Here is a 15,423-nt window from a genome sequence, read left to right as displayed (position 1 = left end):
ACGCTGGCGGGCAAGTTCAATATAACGTTATGCAGCAGAACCAGAGGTTGGACGTTCATTCCACGCATCGTGCGCTAACAAGTTACCGTCCTTGTACAAATGGGTAATCTTCTCATAATTAAACGCCACTTCCTCCATATGCCCCGTCCCCGGACAGCCTCGGGTGTCGTACATTACTGGACTCAGAGAAATGACCTTAACGTTCTCGAGCGTGATTCGGTAATACTCCTCCTCCTGCCCGGAATAGTTAATATGGTAAAACCTGAATTCAGCCGTTTTAAGCGTCTGACCCGTCGCTGCCGCCTTGAACAGATAGGGCGAAGAGCTGTCCAGCTCCTTGGTAAACTGAAACGGCGAATGTTGGCGAGTGCCGGTGACCTTTCCCGTTGCCGAGTCGGTTGGCAGGCTGAGGTTATGTTGTAATCCTCTTAGCTCAATACTTCCTTCCCTGTTTGCAACGTCACAGGAACCACAAATCATTGTGCCGCCGTCATTGGTAAAAAAAAGATGTACAGGTACGGCCATTTTATTGCTCCTTGCATTTTAGTCGTATAACCATTTTCCCGCTTTTGCGGATTCGATAAGCATTCCAATGGTGAAATCTGGAACCATCACCAAAGGGAATTTCTTGAATGGATTCCATGAAAAAGGCTCATCAGGATAGTAGGTGTTTATGTTAAAATTCCCTCTATCAACATCAAATTCTTTAAAAAACTCTTCCATTAAATCTTCTGCTTCAGTAACATCAAGCTGCATGTCAGTATCCAAATCAGTTTTTGCATTCAGTAATTTCTGCTTCGCTTCGTTATTCATCAGATAAACGCCGTTATAGCGTCTGGCTAAGGCGTAGATGCGCTGCTCAATATTCTCTACCATAGTTTGTCGCTGCCCCGTGCGATTCGATTATAATCACGTATTGCAGCATAGGTGATTAGTGATACATCAGCGACTAATATCACCATACCAACTAATGGAATCGTTCTTCCGATAAACGTACTGATTTGTGAAACCATCCTACAGCGTACAGTCCATGGCGTGTAGCCGCCAATCCATGTCGGGAGTTTGATTCCATACGGGAACTTTGCTTGTTTAAAATAACGCCTCATGGCTTTCGAGGCTCGGGACGTTCCTTCCTTCGCCCCCGCGGGTTTCTTTCTGGTCTTCTGATTATTAGCACCGCTGTATAGCGCAGCAATTCCAGCGACATCGTCAATACCAAAATGATCGGCAATTGACTCACAGTAAATCATAAAGAAAAGGCCGCCAGCGGTAAGATTTGTTCTGCCAGCATAAAAATACGTTCCATTTAGTTCTTCGGTTGTGTCCATAGTTCATTCAATTGAGTTAATCCAAGAAGAATCATAAATGTTGGACAATAATTAAATTGAGATCTCCAACATACTTCTGAAAATCCTCTTTATATAACCACAATGATAAAAAAACAGCCATAACATTCAGTTCAATAATGTTATTGAAAAAAAAGATTACGCCTTCCACTAATTTAAACACCCTCGATTCAGGATCAAGGGTGTTCCACTGCGTTATTATTTTGCCTGCCCTATATTGCGCTTAACTACCGGGATATCGCCAGTATCATTCAGTGCTCCCGGAAACGTCTTTAACCACTGCGCGACTTTCTGTTTATTTATATTCACCACACTCATACCTTCAAGGCATCCCCATAATTCTCTTGTATGCTGCGGCGTAATCACAATGCAGTCTTTCATGGCGCGGATTTTGACGGGCATGCCGTTGATAAAGCCTGCACGGGTTAACCACTCGCCGCCCAAAAGAAGGTATTTCATATCTATGCGGGAATAAAGTTCGCAGCAGGCGGCACTGTCCTGCGGCGTCTCAGCGCGGGGATGGACGGGCGCCGCATTGAGCTGGTTGCCGTGAAGTCGGCGGGCGCTGTTTTTGCGGATCAGCTCGCGGTTTTCAATCATGCCCGTGAAAGCGTCTGATTCTGTTTTGCAAACGGTAAACTCTGGCTTAAAATTCGTCGCAGCCATTTTCAACTCCTTTTCAGTTGTTTGTGGTTAGCGGTATGGGGGTGTTGCAGCACCTTCATATCGCGAATTCCTCGTTAAATATTCTTTGATACTTCCTTTTGCCGGTCGGCGTAATTTCTGATGCTCATTATACAGGGCTGAATATAAATACAGCGTTTTGTGTGGGGTAAATTTAGAATTTGCGAGGGGGATTCAGGAAATAGAGTTCTGTGGGGTAAGGTCATGTTTTTGTTGGTTACGGGTTGATTGGTCAGGGTTTTGCGAGCATCATCGCAATTATTTACCTTATTCCGTAACGCGATGGCTTCCAGCAAAACTCTCGAACAGGCAATTGCCGACATCACCATCTGGCGCAAAGGCGAACAGCGTGCGCCGCATAAGCCTTTATTGCTTCTGTACGTGCTGGCGAACTATCAGCAGGGGCATGCGCGACTGTTTGATTACGGAACAGAGGTCCACGAGCAGTTGCTTAGCCTGCTAGAACGCTTTGGCCCACAGAGGAAGGCGCATTACCCAAATATGCCTTTCTGGCGGCTCAAAGGGGATGGATTTTGGGATCTGAAGAATACTGAGTTCTGTTCGACCAATGGCAGTAAGCAACCGCCCGTTAAAGAACTTGTGGAACATAACGTCGCAGGCGGGTTTGATGAAGAACACTTTGCGCTGCTGAGTAAGAACAAAAACCTGGTCGGCTCGCTTGCGCAGCAGATTCTTGAAGCGCATTTTCCGGAAAGCATTCAGGAAGAGATCGCGGATGAGATGGGTTTTGATATTAAGCAGATCCGTAAGGTTCGCGATCCGCTGTTCCGCCAGCAGGTGTTGCGTGCGTATAACTATGAATGTGCCATCTGCGGATTCAACATGCGACATGATAACGCCTCCGTTGGACTCGAAGCCGCGCATATAAAATGGAAGCAGTTTGGCGGACCATGTGAGATCCCGAACGGACTGGCGTTGTGTGCAATTCATCATAAGGCGTTTGATAAGGGATCGATTGGGCTGGATGAGAGTATGCGGGTGCTCGTGTCTGAGGCGGTGAATGGGAATGGAATTGTTGGGAGACTTTTTTGGGATTTTGCCGGGAGGCAGATTGCTTTGCCGATGGTGAAAGGGAATTATCCAAGGGAAGGGTTTGTGGAATGGCATCGGAGGGAGGTGTTTAGAGGATGAGTGCGAAGGCCGGACTCGAATTTCAACGCTAATCAACTGAAATATAGACAGTTAATCATTAATTAATAATTGATGTATACTCAGTTGTATACTCATCTTTTTTGCTATAAAAATTAATGAAGTAATAAACCAAATTTTTCTCCTCAAGATCAGTAATGATAAAACCTATAGGTCTTAACCCAATCAGTTAGCTCGCCCTCCTCACAGTAGAGTATGCTCTTTTAACCAAACTAACTTAGTTATAGTCGGTTACGTTTAATGGCACTTCAAATTTTTTCCCGAAGCGACATGCCATAATCAAATCTCAAGCTAATGAAATTTGATTATGGTTACTACTCAAGAAAACAAAATTTTTGTCAGAATTATTATTGATATCATCACTTTAACCTAAGATAAAGTCCTAAATAATTTCCGTGTATCGCGCTTTTCCATGGTTTTCCATATAGCTTAAAACCATTTCTTTCTAATATGCGTACCATTCCTGGATTTTCAGTGATCTCAGTTGATGCCATCAAGTTACCCTCTCCAAAAAACTCTAACAAATTCGCAACTACATTACGAGCAAGTCCTTTACCTTCAAATTTTGGGGCTGTGTAGATATAACCCAACTCCCAATCAAATTCTGGTTCAAGTGAACTTACATCAGCTTTATGAGCAGAAAAATCCGATACGGTTTTACATTTAATTGCACCAATAGCAACTAGCTCTTCGTTGTAGAAAGCAAAACATATCGCCATGCACCTATCTGCTTTTATAGCCAAATCACCTTGAACCTTTCCTTGAGCTTTAAGCATTTCTGCAAAAGTCTCTCTATGAGAGTTAGAGATTCTGTCATTTACAACAACTTGGTATACAACTTCCATTTAACACCTCCTTAATCAGTATTTAAAAATATGTTTCATTTGAGAGTGCTTGGATACCTGAGCGATGCTGATAATGGCCCCGAATCCCGTATTGAAAGATGCCTGATTTCGTTTGTAAAATGAATCGCCACGGATAATCTAGACACTTCTGAGCCGTTGATAATACTGGTTTTCATATTCTGTCGGTGACATCTGATTGCTCGAACCATGCCGACGCTTACTGTTATAAAACATTTCGATGTAATCAAAAATATCGCTGCGGGCTTCTTCCCGTGTTCCGTAGATCTTTTTCTTTATCCGTTCGCGTTTCAGCAACTGGAAAAAGCTTTCTGCAACCGCATTATCGTGACAGTTACCGCGACGGCTCATGCTGCCCTCCAGACCATGTGATTTCAGGAACGACTGCCACTCATGGCTTGTGTACTGACTGCCCTGATCTGAATGAACCATCACCTGTTTTAGAGGATTACGTCGCCATATGGCCATCAGAAGCGCATTCAGGACAATGTCCTTTGTCATCCGGGATTGCATTGACCAGCCGATAATTTTGCGTGAGAACAGATCAACAACCACGGCAAGATACAGCCAGCCTTCGTGGGTCCTGATGTAGGTTATGTCCGTTACCCACCGCTCATCCGGAGCATCCGGATTGAACTGTCGCTGGAGCCTGTTGGGCGATACGATACTGACCTCGCCTTTGTGTGCCCGCGGGCTCCGGTACCCGACCTGAGCCTTTATCCCGGCACGATTCATCAGTCGCCAGACTCTGTTCACTCCGCACTGTTGCCCACTATCCCGCAAGTCCAGATGGATCTTGCGATAACCATAAACGCAACCGGACTCCAGCCAGAACTGTTTGATCTGTCCCGTCAGTCTCAGATCTATCTGGTGGCGCTGAGAATACGGTTGCTTAAACCAGGCGTAAAAGCCTCTGGGATGAACATCCAGCACCCTGCAGAGCAGACGAACAGGCCAGCAAAGGGAGTTGTCACGAATAAAGGCGTACCTCAGTCGGACAGCTTTGCGAAGTACGCCGCGGCTTTTTTTAATATGTCCCGTTCGTCAGTAACCCGCTTCAACTCCTTCTGGAGTCGGCGGAACTCGGCCTGAGCATCTGACTGTTCTTTGTTAGTGGATGAGTCCGGACCGTACTTCTTTATCCAGGCGTAAAGGCTGTGGGTGGTGATATCGAGACGTGTTGCAACGCTGGAAACAGAATGACCGCGATCAATAACCTGTTTGACTGCTTCAATTTTAAACTCTTCGGGATAACGTTTACCGCTCATGGGCACCTCTCTTTAAGTCATCTTAAATGACTCTGAGGTGTCTGTTAAACCCGTGGCGATTCAGCTTCTTCCGTAACTTCAGGTGTAAATCGTGGTGTCCCCATACACTCCCCCTATGCCCAGACTATATGGCCAGATCGTCTACCGAGGCGCAGTCAGCACACTTATCCTCCTAGCTTGATTTGAACTCTTAGCGAGACTTTGCACGGTGTTATCATAAAGGGAAACGATGATGCTAGGATTTCTTTGCGATTGAAAGCGATATCAACGAAAATGATGGCCCTTATGCCGTATAGCCAAGGTTACAAAACAACCAAAGCGAACACATTCTGCTCTGTGTATACAAACAATTCAACGCAACACATATAACGAGATTAAGGATTATAAAACAGATGACCATCAAACAAACTGCCAAACTCCAAGAACTTGTTAATAGGTTGCGCGAAATTTTTCAAATCGACCGTCCAGAGCTTGACTTTGGCATTTACAAGGTTCTAAACGCGCGAGCTACCGAGATCAGCTACTACCTTGAGCATCGCCTAGCCGCCAAGGCTAAAGCTGTGCTTAGTAAAAGTGCTAACACTCAATATGAACTTCTAGCTAGAGAACTTAAGGATAAAGAAGCACAGTACCAAGCAGATGGTATAGAACCTGATACTGTACCCAAAATCCAAGAATTGAGACGTCAATTGGCGCAAGAAAATACCGAAACGCTCGAGAATGAGAATGCCGTATTTTCACATCTGCTTACCTTTTTCTCACGCTACTATGACCAAGGCGACTTTATCAGCCAACGGCGCTACAAAGGCGACACCTATGCGATACCCTATGCTGGTGAAGAAGTTATTCTGCATTGGGCTAATAAGGATCAGTACTACACCAAGAGCGGTGAAAATTTTACCAATTATAGCTTTAAGCTGAAAGATGGCCGAGCTGTCAACTTCCGTCTAATAGCAGCAGATGTTGCTAAGGATAACCGCAAGGATAATGACAAGGAACGCAGATTTGTTATAGCAACACAAAGAACGGTCATACGTATTGATGATAATGGCGATGAGTATGAAGAAAAATTGCTACCGGTAGAAGAAGTTAAAGGTACGAACGAGGATGTATTGCTGATCCGGTTTGAGTACTCAGCTCAACCAAAAGGTATGAAACAAGAAACGCTGATAACAAAAGCGGTGGAAACCATTCTTGATCACCCAAATGTTAAGTCGCGCTGGTTAGATTTAACTAACCGAGCTCCCACTGAAAAGAATCCTCAGCGCACTTTGCTTGAAAAGCATCTGTTCGATTATACAACTAAGAACACTGCAGATTATTTTATCCACAAAGATCTAGGAGCCTTCCTTCGTCGCGAACTGGATTTTTATATCAAAAATGAAGTAATGAATTTAGACGATGTTCAAAATGCAAGCTCATTTTCTGACATCGAAAAAAATCTACGCATGATCCAATGTTTCCGAAGCATTGCGTTAGAATTGATTGATTTTCTTGCTCAAATAGAAAATTTTCAGAAAAAGCTTTGGCTAAAAAAGAAATTTGTAGTATCCAGTCACTATTGCATTACTGTCGATAGAATACCTGAGGAAATGTATCCTGAAATAATTGACAATGAGGCTCAATGGTCACAGTGGAATAAACTGGGCGTTTGGAACAAAAATGCTCCAGGTACAATTGATGATCTGAAATCATCATTATATCGCATGGTAGACACCAGTTTATTTAGCGACACGTTTAAAGCTAAAGTATTACGCGCATCACAAAACCTAGATAAAAACATCGATGGAATTCTTATTCATAGTGACAACTTCCAAGCTTTAAACTTAATGCAAGAGCGCTATAAGGAGAAGGTAAAATATATTTATATTGATCCACCTTATAATACAAACTCGACTCCGATTCTTTATAAGAATGAATACAAGCATTCCTCATGGGCAAGCTTAATGCAGGATCGCTTGCAAAAAGGGATGAAGTTATTAAAATTCGACGGAGTTAAAACAGTTGCTATCGATGACTCCGAAATGGTAAACCTATCAACTATACTTGAAGAGGTTGCACCAGAACATACTCTTTCGAGGATAACGGTAGTCCATAATCCAAAAGGATCTATTACACGAAATTTCAATAGAATTCATGAGTATGCTTTATTTTTAACTCGTGATGGTCTATCGGGTAGTATCGCAAGAACACTGGAAGAAAATAGCTCTCCACGTAAAATGCGCCGATGGGGTGAAAACTCTCGAAGAATTGATAGACGACTGTCTTTTTACCCGATATATCTCCAAAATGGTAAGATAGTTGATATTGGCGTTGTTCCAGAAGATGATTTTCACCCTTCCGGGAAGAATGTCATTATGTCTGATGGGCGTATTGAAGTTTGGCCTATTGATCAAGATGGGGTCGAGAGGCGCTGGAACTTCGGTCTCGATTCAATTCGCGACAATTTAGACCGTATCGCAGCTATTAATACAAAAGGTGAATGGGATCTTTTTGTTACGCACGAACAAACAGTACCAAAAACTGTCTGGTCAGGAGGAGAATTCGATGCTGGTAAATATGGTAATAGTCTTCTCATCAATATGCTTGGTGAAAAAAGATTCGATTTTCCAAAATCTATTAACTTAGTAAAAAAATGTGTTTCTCTAGCAACGCAAGGAGATTCTGACGCTATAATTTTAGATTACTTTGGTGGCAGTGGTACAACTGCACATGCTGTTATTGATCTAAAACGCCAGGCTATTTCAGCCGGTCAAAAAAGCAACACCAGTTTCATTTTAGTTGAACAGGGTGAATATTTTGATAAGGTAACTAAACCTCGTGTCATTAAAGCCGTATATTCACAAGATTGGAGTGAAGGAAAACCTGTTTCTTCTGAAACTGGTATATCCCAATGCTTTAAGATTATTAAACTTGAAAGCTATGAAGATACATTAAATAATTTGCAATTAAGCCGTTCTACCACTCAAGATGATCTGTTTGAAAAGCTGCCTCAACAAGCAAAAGATGATTATCTACTTCATTACATGCTTGAAGTTGAAAGCCGTGATTCTTTATTATCCGTAAAAGATTTCCAAAAGCCATTTGATTATATGTTGAATATCGCAATTGACTCCGCAGGAGCCTTTGCAAAACAAAAAATTGATCTAATCGAGACATTTAATTACTTAATCGGATTGGAAGTTAATCAAATCGATGCTCATATAGAGAAAGGCTATGCTACTGTAACGGGGATTCTACCTAATGGAGAATCCTGCTTGGTACTATGGCGAGATTGTGACAAACTTGATTATGAAGGTGTTAATAAACTTTGCGATCTACTGGCCATTAACCCAATCAATAATAAATATGATGTTGTTTATATCAATGGCGACCATAACATTCCAAACGTATTCACACAGACAATGGAAGAAGGTGGAAATACTCGCACTCTCAAACTGCGTCAAATTGAGTCAGAATTCCTCTCCCGAATGTTCTTTATGGAGGACAACTGATGTCTCGTCTGTCAAAAACTACTGAACGATTAACAAAAGTTAATAATATGAAACGTAGTTTTCACCAAGAATTAGTGCTTAATCGTTGGATGTTAGGCTTTTTCAAAGGAGGTGACCTCAGTGTACTCAAAGTTCGGCTTGGGGATGACAGACACGAAGGTATTGATGAGGACGGGCAATCTAAATTCTTTAGCGAACTTTCTCGCGACTTGTTCGAAGTTGAACGTGCATCCACCGCAGATTTTCGCCGCTATGATCTAAACATTGTTAGCCATTGGCAAAACATAACTCTTCAGCGCAATAAGCTGGAAGGACACGAACTGCAAATGAAATATTTCCAGTATCTGTCTTTACTATTCACTGAGATTTACCTGGATTGGTACTTTAATAAGCGCCAAGAGCTTCTGGATGGTTTGAATTATGAAATGGCCATTTATCGCAAAGAAAACGGAGCAGAGCCGTTCCAAGATTTTGATGTTGATGATTTAAACAAAATTGCCTTCTGGAATGCAACAGGTAGCGGCAAGACGCTGTTATTACATGTAAATATTCGACAGTATTTGCATTACTTCCAAGCTGGGCGTAATGATTATTATCCAAGCAAAATTATTCTTCTTACACCTAATGAAGGGCTCTCACGCCAACATTTAGAGGAGTTGAATCTGTCAGGCTTAACTGCTCAGCTCTTTAATAAAAATCAAACACTACATTACCCAGGAATAGTCGAAATAATAGACATTAATAAGCTTGGTGATGCAATGGGTGATAAAAAAGTTGCAGTGGAAGCTTTCGAAGGTAATAACCTAGTACTCGTAGATGAAGGTCATCGCGGTACTGGGACTGCTGCAGGTGCATGGATGAGCCGACGAGAAGTGCTTGTTCGAGGAGGTTTTGCCTTTGAATATTCAGCTACTTTTGGTCAGGCAGTAGCTAAAGGGATGATTATTTCAGCGGCTGAAGAGGACATACAGAAAAAGCGCGCTAAAATGCTCTTTGGCACAGTAAATTTAAAAAAATTAAATGACGAGCAATTATCACAACTAGTGCTAACTTTGGAAGATAAACGTCTAGCGAAGATCACAGCTACGCGGGAGATCTACGCAAAGTGCGTTTTATTTGATTATTCTTACAAATTTTTCTATGAAGACGGTTACGGGAAAGAATCATTAATTCTGAATATGAATGGAGTCGCTTACGAACATGAAGAAAATGCTCGGAAGTATTTCACCGCTTGTCTACTTTCTTTCTACCAGCAACTCTGGCTGTGGAGCAACAACCACGATCGGTTGATTGATTATAACATCGAAAAACCATTGTGGGTTTTTGTAGGTAATTCAGTTTCAGGAGAAGAGTCTGATATTTTAGAGGTTGTTAATTTCCTTTCCTATTTTCTGAATAATGATGCCACGATTAAATCATGGATAGCAGATTTCATTGCTGACAGAGCTCAAATATTGGATGCCTCTGGAAATAATATTTTCAAAGGACGATTCACTCCGTTGATGAGTTACTTGGATCAAATAGATACTTTATATCGTGATATCCTGATACGCGTTTTTAATAGCACCTCCAAACAACGCTTAAAGCTTGTTAATATTAAAAGTAGCAAAGGTGAATTAGCTCTACGTGTTGGAGATGCTGTACCGTTCGGACTAATTAATATTGGTGATGATACTGGTTTCTTTGGTATGGCTGAAGATTCCGAAAATTTTGATAATGAAAGGGATGATTTCGGTGGTGCGCTATTTTCTTCGTTAAATGAAAAGAATAGCCCGCTTAATATACTGATTGGCTCGCGAAAATTCACTGAGGGTTGGAGTAGCTGGCGCGTGTCAACTATGGGTCTTCTCAATATGGGCAAGGGAGAAGGCTCACAAATTATTCAATTATTTGGCCGAGGGGTACGCCTTAAAGGTAAGAATTTTTCTCTTAAGCGTACTCTCCCGCATGAACGCCCCAAAGGGCTACATTTAGAAAAACTTGAAACTCTAAATATCTTCGGTGTGCGTGCTAATTATATGGCGGCCTTTAAAGATTATCTGCGTGAAGAGGGTGTTACGCCAAGTGACGAGATTCTTGAATTAGATTTCCCAACGAGAAGCAATCTACCTAAAGGAAAGTTAAAAACATTAACATTAAAAGATGGTTATAAGGATAATCAGAAGTTGGGTTTCAAACGGACCTACTACCCTTGGCTGTATGAGATACCCGCACAATTTAAAGGGAAAATCAAGGAACCACATGTGGTTCTTGATCTTTACCCAAGAGTTGAAGCATTATCTACTTCCCGTAAAGGTTCTTCTCTTTTATCTGAAGCTCGCCATAAAGGGACACTTAACGCTGATTTATTTACTTTATTTAACTGGGATCGGATCTATTTAGCTCTACAGGATTACAAGCTACAACGAAACTGGAGCAACTTAAGATTAGAACGCCAGAAATTGATCGAGTTTTGTAATGGGCATACTAACTGGTATACTTTATTCGTTCCAAGTACAGAGCTTGAGGTAAACTCGTTTTCTGATATTAATAAACAGGAGGACATTCTCCTGCGACTTCTCATCGACTATACAGATCGCTTCTATAAAACACTTAAAACAGCGTATGAGGGGCAGTTTTATGATATTATTCATGTGGATGAGAATCATGGTTCTATGCTCAAACTCTATCAGTTTGATATAGAAAATAACGACAATGGTATAGAGTATTATAACAAATTAAATATTCTTAAGAATCTTGTGGCTGAAGGAAATATTGGTGAAGCTAGCAAATGGAATGCTTCCAATATGGTTGCAATAAGCTTTGAACGTCATCTTTACTATCCGCTATTAGCTTTAGAGAATAAGGAATCTCTTCCTCTGAAGATGCGACCTCAATCTTTAGACGCCCCTAGCGAATGGGATTTTGTTCATGGCTTACAGGAATTTTATAATTCTAAAGAAGGGCAAGATATCATTGGCCAGCGCAGTATTTATCTTTTGCGTAATGCTAGCAGAGAGGATAAAGGCTTAAGTTTTGCTTTAGCTGGGAATTTCTATCCTGATTTCTTGTTGTGGCTAGTAGATGATAAAACTGGTAAGCAATGGCTATCATTTGTCGATCCCAAAGGTCTACGTAACCTTGATTTGACCGATCCTAAATTGGGGCTGTATATAGAGGTTAAAAAACTAGAACGTAAACTAGCAGAACAGTCAGTACAACATGAATCAGAGCTGATACTAAATGCATTCATTTTGTCTCCGACGAAATTCTCAGAACTATTAAATATTGGAAATAAAATCCAAAAAACAGATCTTGAAGATAAAAATGTATTATTTATGGAAGATGGTCCGAATACTTATTTGAAGAAACTGTTTTCAAAAATTAAATAGATACAAAGTGATGCAAAGTCACTTCTAAGTTGAACTTGGAAGTGACTTATTTATGATTCAACTATTAGACATTTAACATTTATGGTAATAGAGGATATTCTTTTGCCATGACCTGCGAAAAATCCCAACCTAAAATAAACATTGACAAAACAATCATTTGATGACCCTATATCTTTCTGAAATACACTATTGGATGGAAATGGAGTCCCTAAATGATTTTATCTCAAATTATTTACCGACATTTTTTAAAGTTTGTAGAGCTAAAATCCCAGAGTTTTTCACTGGAATCACACGAAACGTTTTTGAAATGTAATGATAATACCGATTTATATTACTGCGGATATTACTCTGTCAAAGAACCCACACCTCCTTATAATGATGAAACCTGCAAATCTTGTAAAAATCATTTCCTAGCCAAAAGACCAAATATCGACCACGACGATGATATTGTTCGTGGAATAGGTATTGAAGTTTCTTTCATGAATTATTTAAATTTTATTTTTAAAATAAAGAAAACACAACTTGAATGTAAAAAAGCCGATGTTGAATATAAAAATATGCCTGATCTAAAAATAGAGGACAAATATAATGGAGAAGTTTTATTCTATATTGAAATGAAGTCTATATTCAAACCATTTGTAAAAATAAATAGCCTCGTAAGTAGTGATTTTTATTGCAATAGCCATTCCCTTACTTTAGATAGCGATGAGAAACTTGAAAAACAATTTAATCTTATTGAATCTAATGAAATTCAGGACAAAACCATCTACGTTTATTGGTATGATATCCCATGTTTAAAAGGCATATTTTGGTCTACTTATCGATATGTATTAGAATGCAAAAACACTCAGAGAGAATATATAAGACAAGCTGTTAAGGGTGATTATAGAGAGAATAGAAAATCAGGACATACACAAAAAATATATTTAAATATCAAAGAGATGAGTGATTTCGAGTCTTTAATTACTTGTATTTCAGGCCAAAGAATCATCCCCCAACTTAAAATAAATGATTACTCTGACATCGAGAAATACCTAATAAGCATAAATTAATTACTTTTACAAAAAAGATATTTTTTTATTTCACCAATAACAAAAACCATAAATATGCACAACAATACCTATGATTATATAAATAACCTCAATAAATTATTATTGAGGCATATATTTACGAAAGTGATAAAGATTAAAGAGGTAACTCACACCTATCATAGCCAATGCTTTGGAATTGATAAATCAAATGCTCGCGCTACATGATTCAATGTGTTTATAATTTCAGCATACCTTTCTTCATTTATCTTCGCCCCAGATCGTCGAGATTCTAAAATTACTTTCAATTCAGAAAGATCAAACATATCTAGTTTGTAAAAATTATTCCATGTAGGCTGCCCAAAAAGGTTATAAATAGTCTGAGTGCTATCCCTTTCGCTAGCAAGCCTTTTTTCTCCTACAATCTTTGTTAATGCTTCCTCAGCTTCCTCTTTATCCTCAAAAGTGTTAAGTAACTTCATTTTTCCTTTCTCGTAATAATTTAAAAATTTTAAAATACGTTATAGCTATATAAGAGTAGTAATATTCACTAAATCCTCGTTTTACAATCTTTCGCTACCAAAATCAAACGGACTAACCCCCCTCTCACGATTAACATCTAGAAAATCGGCCCACCACTGTACCATTAACCTACGCTCGTCCAAATGCTCAGCCTTATGGATGTAAGCAGCTCTTACAGAGTTACGCTCCATATGGCTCATCTGACGTTCTACCGCATCCCTCGACCACAACCCCGATTCAATCAACGAGCTACATGCCATCGTCCTGAATCCATGCCCGCATACTTCAACCTTCGTATCGTATCCCATCACGCGCAGCGCCTTGTTCACCGTGTTTTCACTCATCGGTTTACAAGGGTTGTGATCTCCAACGAAAACAAAATCGCGCTCGCCACTAAGCTTGTGAACCTGTTTGAGGATTGCTAAAGCCTGGTGAGACAATGGCACCAGATGAGGTGTGCGCATTTTAGAACCACGTTGAGAATGCTTCACTCCATCGATAGCTTCTCGTTCTGCCGGGATTGTCCACATTGCCCTTTCAAAATCGATCTCTGGCCAACGGGCAAAGCGCAACTCACTGGAACGAATAAAGATTAATAACGTCAGCTCAACAGCCAGACGGGTTAAAGGTCGTCCGGAGTAGCTATCAATTCGCTGGAGTAGTTCAGGTAAGCGTTTCAGTTCAAGTGCTGGTCGATGGACACGATTACTTGAAGCAACTGACCCAGCCATCTCCTGAGCAGGATTGTAATCGATCAAACCGCTTTACACTGCATAACGCATAATCGCATTGGTACGCTGCTGAAGACGCGAAGCCACTTCAAGACGCCCTGTAGCCTCAACTACTTTGATAGGGACAAGGAGATCGCGCGTACTAAAACTATCAATACTCCGCTTCCCAATTGCTGGGAACAAATTATCTTCCAGGCTCTTCAGCACCCGTCGGCTATGTTCTTCTGTCCATTTTTTATTTGCTGCGTGCCACTCTCTGGCAACTGACTCAAAGGTAATAGCCTCTTTCGTCAGCTCTTCTTTCACTGCACGTTTGTGTTCACGGGGATCGATGCCTGCAGCAACAAGCTTTCTGGCCTCTTCCCTTTTTTGACGAGCATCAGCCAGTGACGTTTCAGGATAAACCCCAAATGCCATCAGGTGCTGCTTACCACCAAAGCGAAAGCGGAACCGCCAGTATTTTGAGCCGTTAGGGTGAATGAGCAAAAACATGCCATCCCCATCGACAAGGGTATACTCCTTTTCCTGTGGTTTTGCAGAACGCACTTTGATATCTGTCAGAGCCATAAAAGTTCTCCTTCCATGTGCCGAAGTGAGTATACAACCATTATCGAACCAACATATATACTCGGTTCTATACTCACAAGCGTATTGATGTGGGTTGACTCAGATTGACTTCTGTTGAGTGAAAAAGCGAGGAAAGCCTTGCGGATACTGGATTTAGGGCACAAAAAAAGACGTCCGTTGACGTCTATTGATGTTCCGATGGTGCCGAAGGCCGGACTCGAACCGGCACGTATTTCTACGGTTGATTTTGAATCAACTGCGTCTACCGATTTCGCCACTTCGGCACTGAAGGGGATGCGGAAACGTTGTGGATTATACCTGTCGCGCGCCGCCATGCAAGCGACGACGCGCTAAACCCGCGCTAAGTGCCCAAAAAACC

Annotated in this window: 11 protein-coding genes, 1 tRNA gene and 1 pseudogene; 4 read left to right on the top strand and 9 right to left on the bottom strand. The window is 41.0% G+C overall.

Going from position 1 to position 15,423, the window contains the following annotated elements; genetic code table 11:
• Positions 1–27: 27 nt before the first annotated feature.
• The 4 genes from BFG58_RS15785 to BFG58_RS23445 all read right to left on the bottom strand — a co-directional run bounded on the left by BFG58_RS15785 (position 28) and on the right by BFG58_RS23445 (position 2,012).
• Positions 28–525, bottom strand: a complete 498-nt coding sequence (locus BFG58_RS15785) for a type VI secretion system tube protein Hcp (RefSeq protein ID WP_069720101.1) — start codon at positions 523–525, stop codon at positions 28–30.
• A gap of 18 nt (positions 526–543) precedes the next feature.
• Positions 544–876, bottom strand: a complete 333-nt coding sequence (locus tag BFG58_RS15780; protein WP_069720100.1) for a DUF1493 family protein — start codon at positions 874–876, stop codon at positions 544–546.
• A complete protein-coding gene (locus tag BFG58_RS15775) occupies positions 870–1,328 on the bottom strand; it encodes an STM2901 family protein (protein ID WP_048965584.1) in 459 nt (152 codons plus the stop codon). The genes BFG58_RS15780 and BFG58_RS15775 overlap by 7 nt, the downstream gene beginning before the upstream one ends.
• Before the next feature lie 216 nt (positions 1,329–1,544).
• Positions 1,545–2,012, bottom strand: coding sequence for a SymE family type I addiction module toxin (locus BFG58_RS23445; RefSeq protein WP_083261496.1), 468 nt, complete (start codon positions 2,010–2,012; stop codon positions 1,545–1,547).
• A 300-nt stretch (positions 2,013–2,312) separates the two neighbouring features.
• Between BFG58_RS23445 and BFG58_RS15765 the strand changes: the two genes are divergently transcribed.
• Positions 2,313–3,182 (top strand): phosphorothioated DNA-binding restriction endonuclease, encoded by an 870-nt coding sequence (locus BFG58_RS15765; RefSeq protein ID WP_069720099.1) that lies wholly within the window; start codon positions 2,313–2,315, stop codon positions 3,180–3,182.
• A gap of 377 nt (positions 3,183–3,559) precedes the next feature.
• Here BFG58_RS15765 and BFG58_RS15760 read toward each other — a convergent pair whose 3' ends face one another.
• Positions 3,560–4,045: a GNAT family N-acetyltransferase gene (locus tag BFG58_RS15760; RefSeq protein ID WP_049268568.1), complete on the bottom strand. Its 486-nt coding sequence runs from the start codon at positions 4,043–4,045 to the stop codon at positions 3,560–3,562.
• Between the two features lie 138 nt (positions 4,046–4,183).
• Positions 4,184–5,331 (bottom strand): IS3 family transposase gene (locus BFG58_RS15755; protein ID WP_139125315.1). Its coding sequence is split into 2 segments (ribosomal slippage): positions 4,184–5,094 and positions 5,094–5,331, totalling 1,149 coding nucleotides; the frame shifts between segments, so codons are not numbered across the junction.
• A gap of 392 nt (positions 5,332–5,723) precedes the next feature.
• On the opposite strand from BFG58_RS15755, the gene BFG58_RS15745 reads away from it, so the two are divergent.
• The 3 genes from BFG58_RS15745 (at position 5,724) to BFG58_RS15735 (ending at position 13,248) form a co-directional block, all read left to right on the top strand.
• A complete protein-coding gene (locus BFG58_RS15745) occupies positions 5,724–8,825 on the top strand; it encodes a DNA methyltransferase (protein WP_069720096.1) in 3,102 nt (1,033 codons plus the stop codon).
• Positions 8,825–12,196, top strand: a complete 3,372-nt coding sequence (locus BFG58_RS15740) for a DEAD/DEAH box helicase family protein (RefSeq protein ID WP_069720095.1) — start codon at positions 8,825–8,827, stop codon at positions 12,194–12,196. The genes BFG58_RS15745 and BFG58_RS15740 overlap by 1 nt, the downstream gene beginning before the upstream one ends.
• Positions 12,197–12,408: 212 nt before the next feature.
• Entirely contained in the window at positions 12,409–13,248 is an 840-nt protein-coding gene (locus BFG58_RS15735) for a hypothetical protein (protein WP_069720094.1), read from the top strand.
• A 155-nt stretch (positions 13,249–13,403) separates the two neighbouring features.
• Here the strand turns inward: BFG58_RS15735 and BFG58_RS15730 are convergent, their stop codons facing one another.
• The 3 genes and pseudogenes from BFG58_RS15730 to BFG58_RS15720 form a co-directional block, all read right to left on the bottom strand.
• Complete coding sequence (locus BFG58_RS15730; protein ID WP_069720093.1) at positions 13,404–13,706, bottom strand: hypothetical protein; 303 nt, start codon at positions 13,704–13,706, stop codon at positions 13,404–13,406.
• A gap of 81 nt (positions 13,707–13,787) precedes the next feature.
• Positions 13,788–15,044: pseudogene (locus BFG58_RS15725) on the bottom strand (tyrosine-type recombinase/integrase).
• A 199-nt stretch (positions 15,045–15,243) separates the two neighbouring features.
• Positions 15,244–15,328: transfer RNA gene (locus tag BFG58_RS15720), tRNA-Leu, on the bottom strand.
• Positions 15,329–15,423 lie beyond the last annotated feature (95 nt).

Source organism: Enterobacter sp. ku-bf2, from assembly GCF_001742765.1.
Lineage (GTDB): Bacteria > Pseudomonadota > Gammaproteobacteria > Enterobacterales > Enterobacteriaceae > Enterobacter > Enterobacter quasiroggenkampii.
This window is presented reverse-complemented; position numbering and strand designations above follow the sequence as displayed.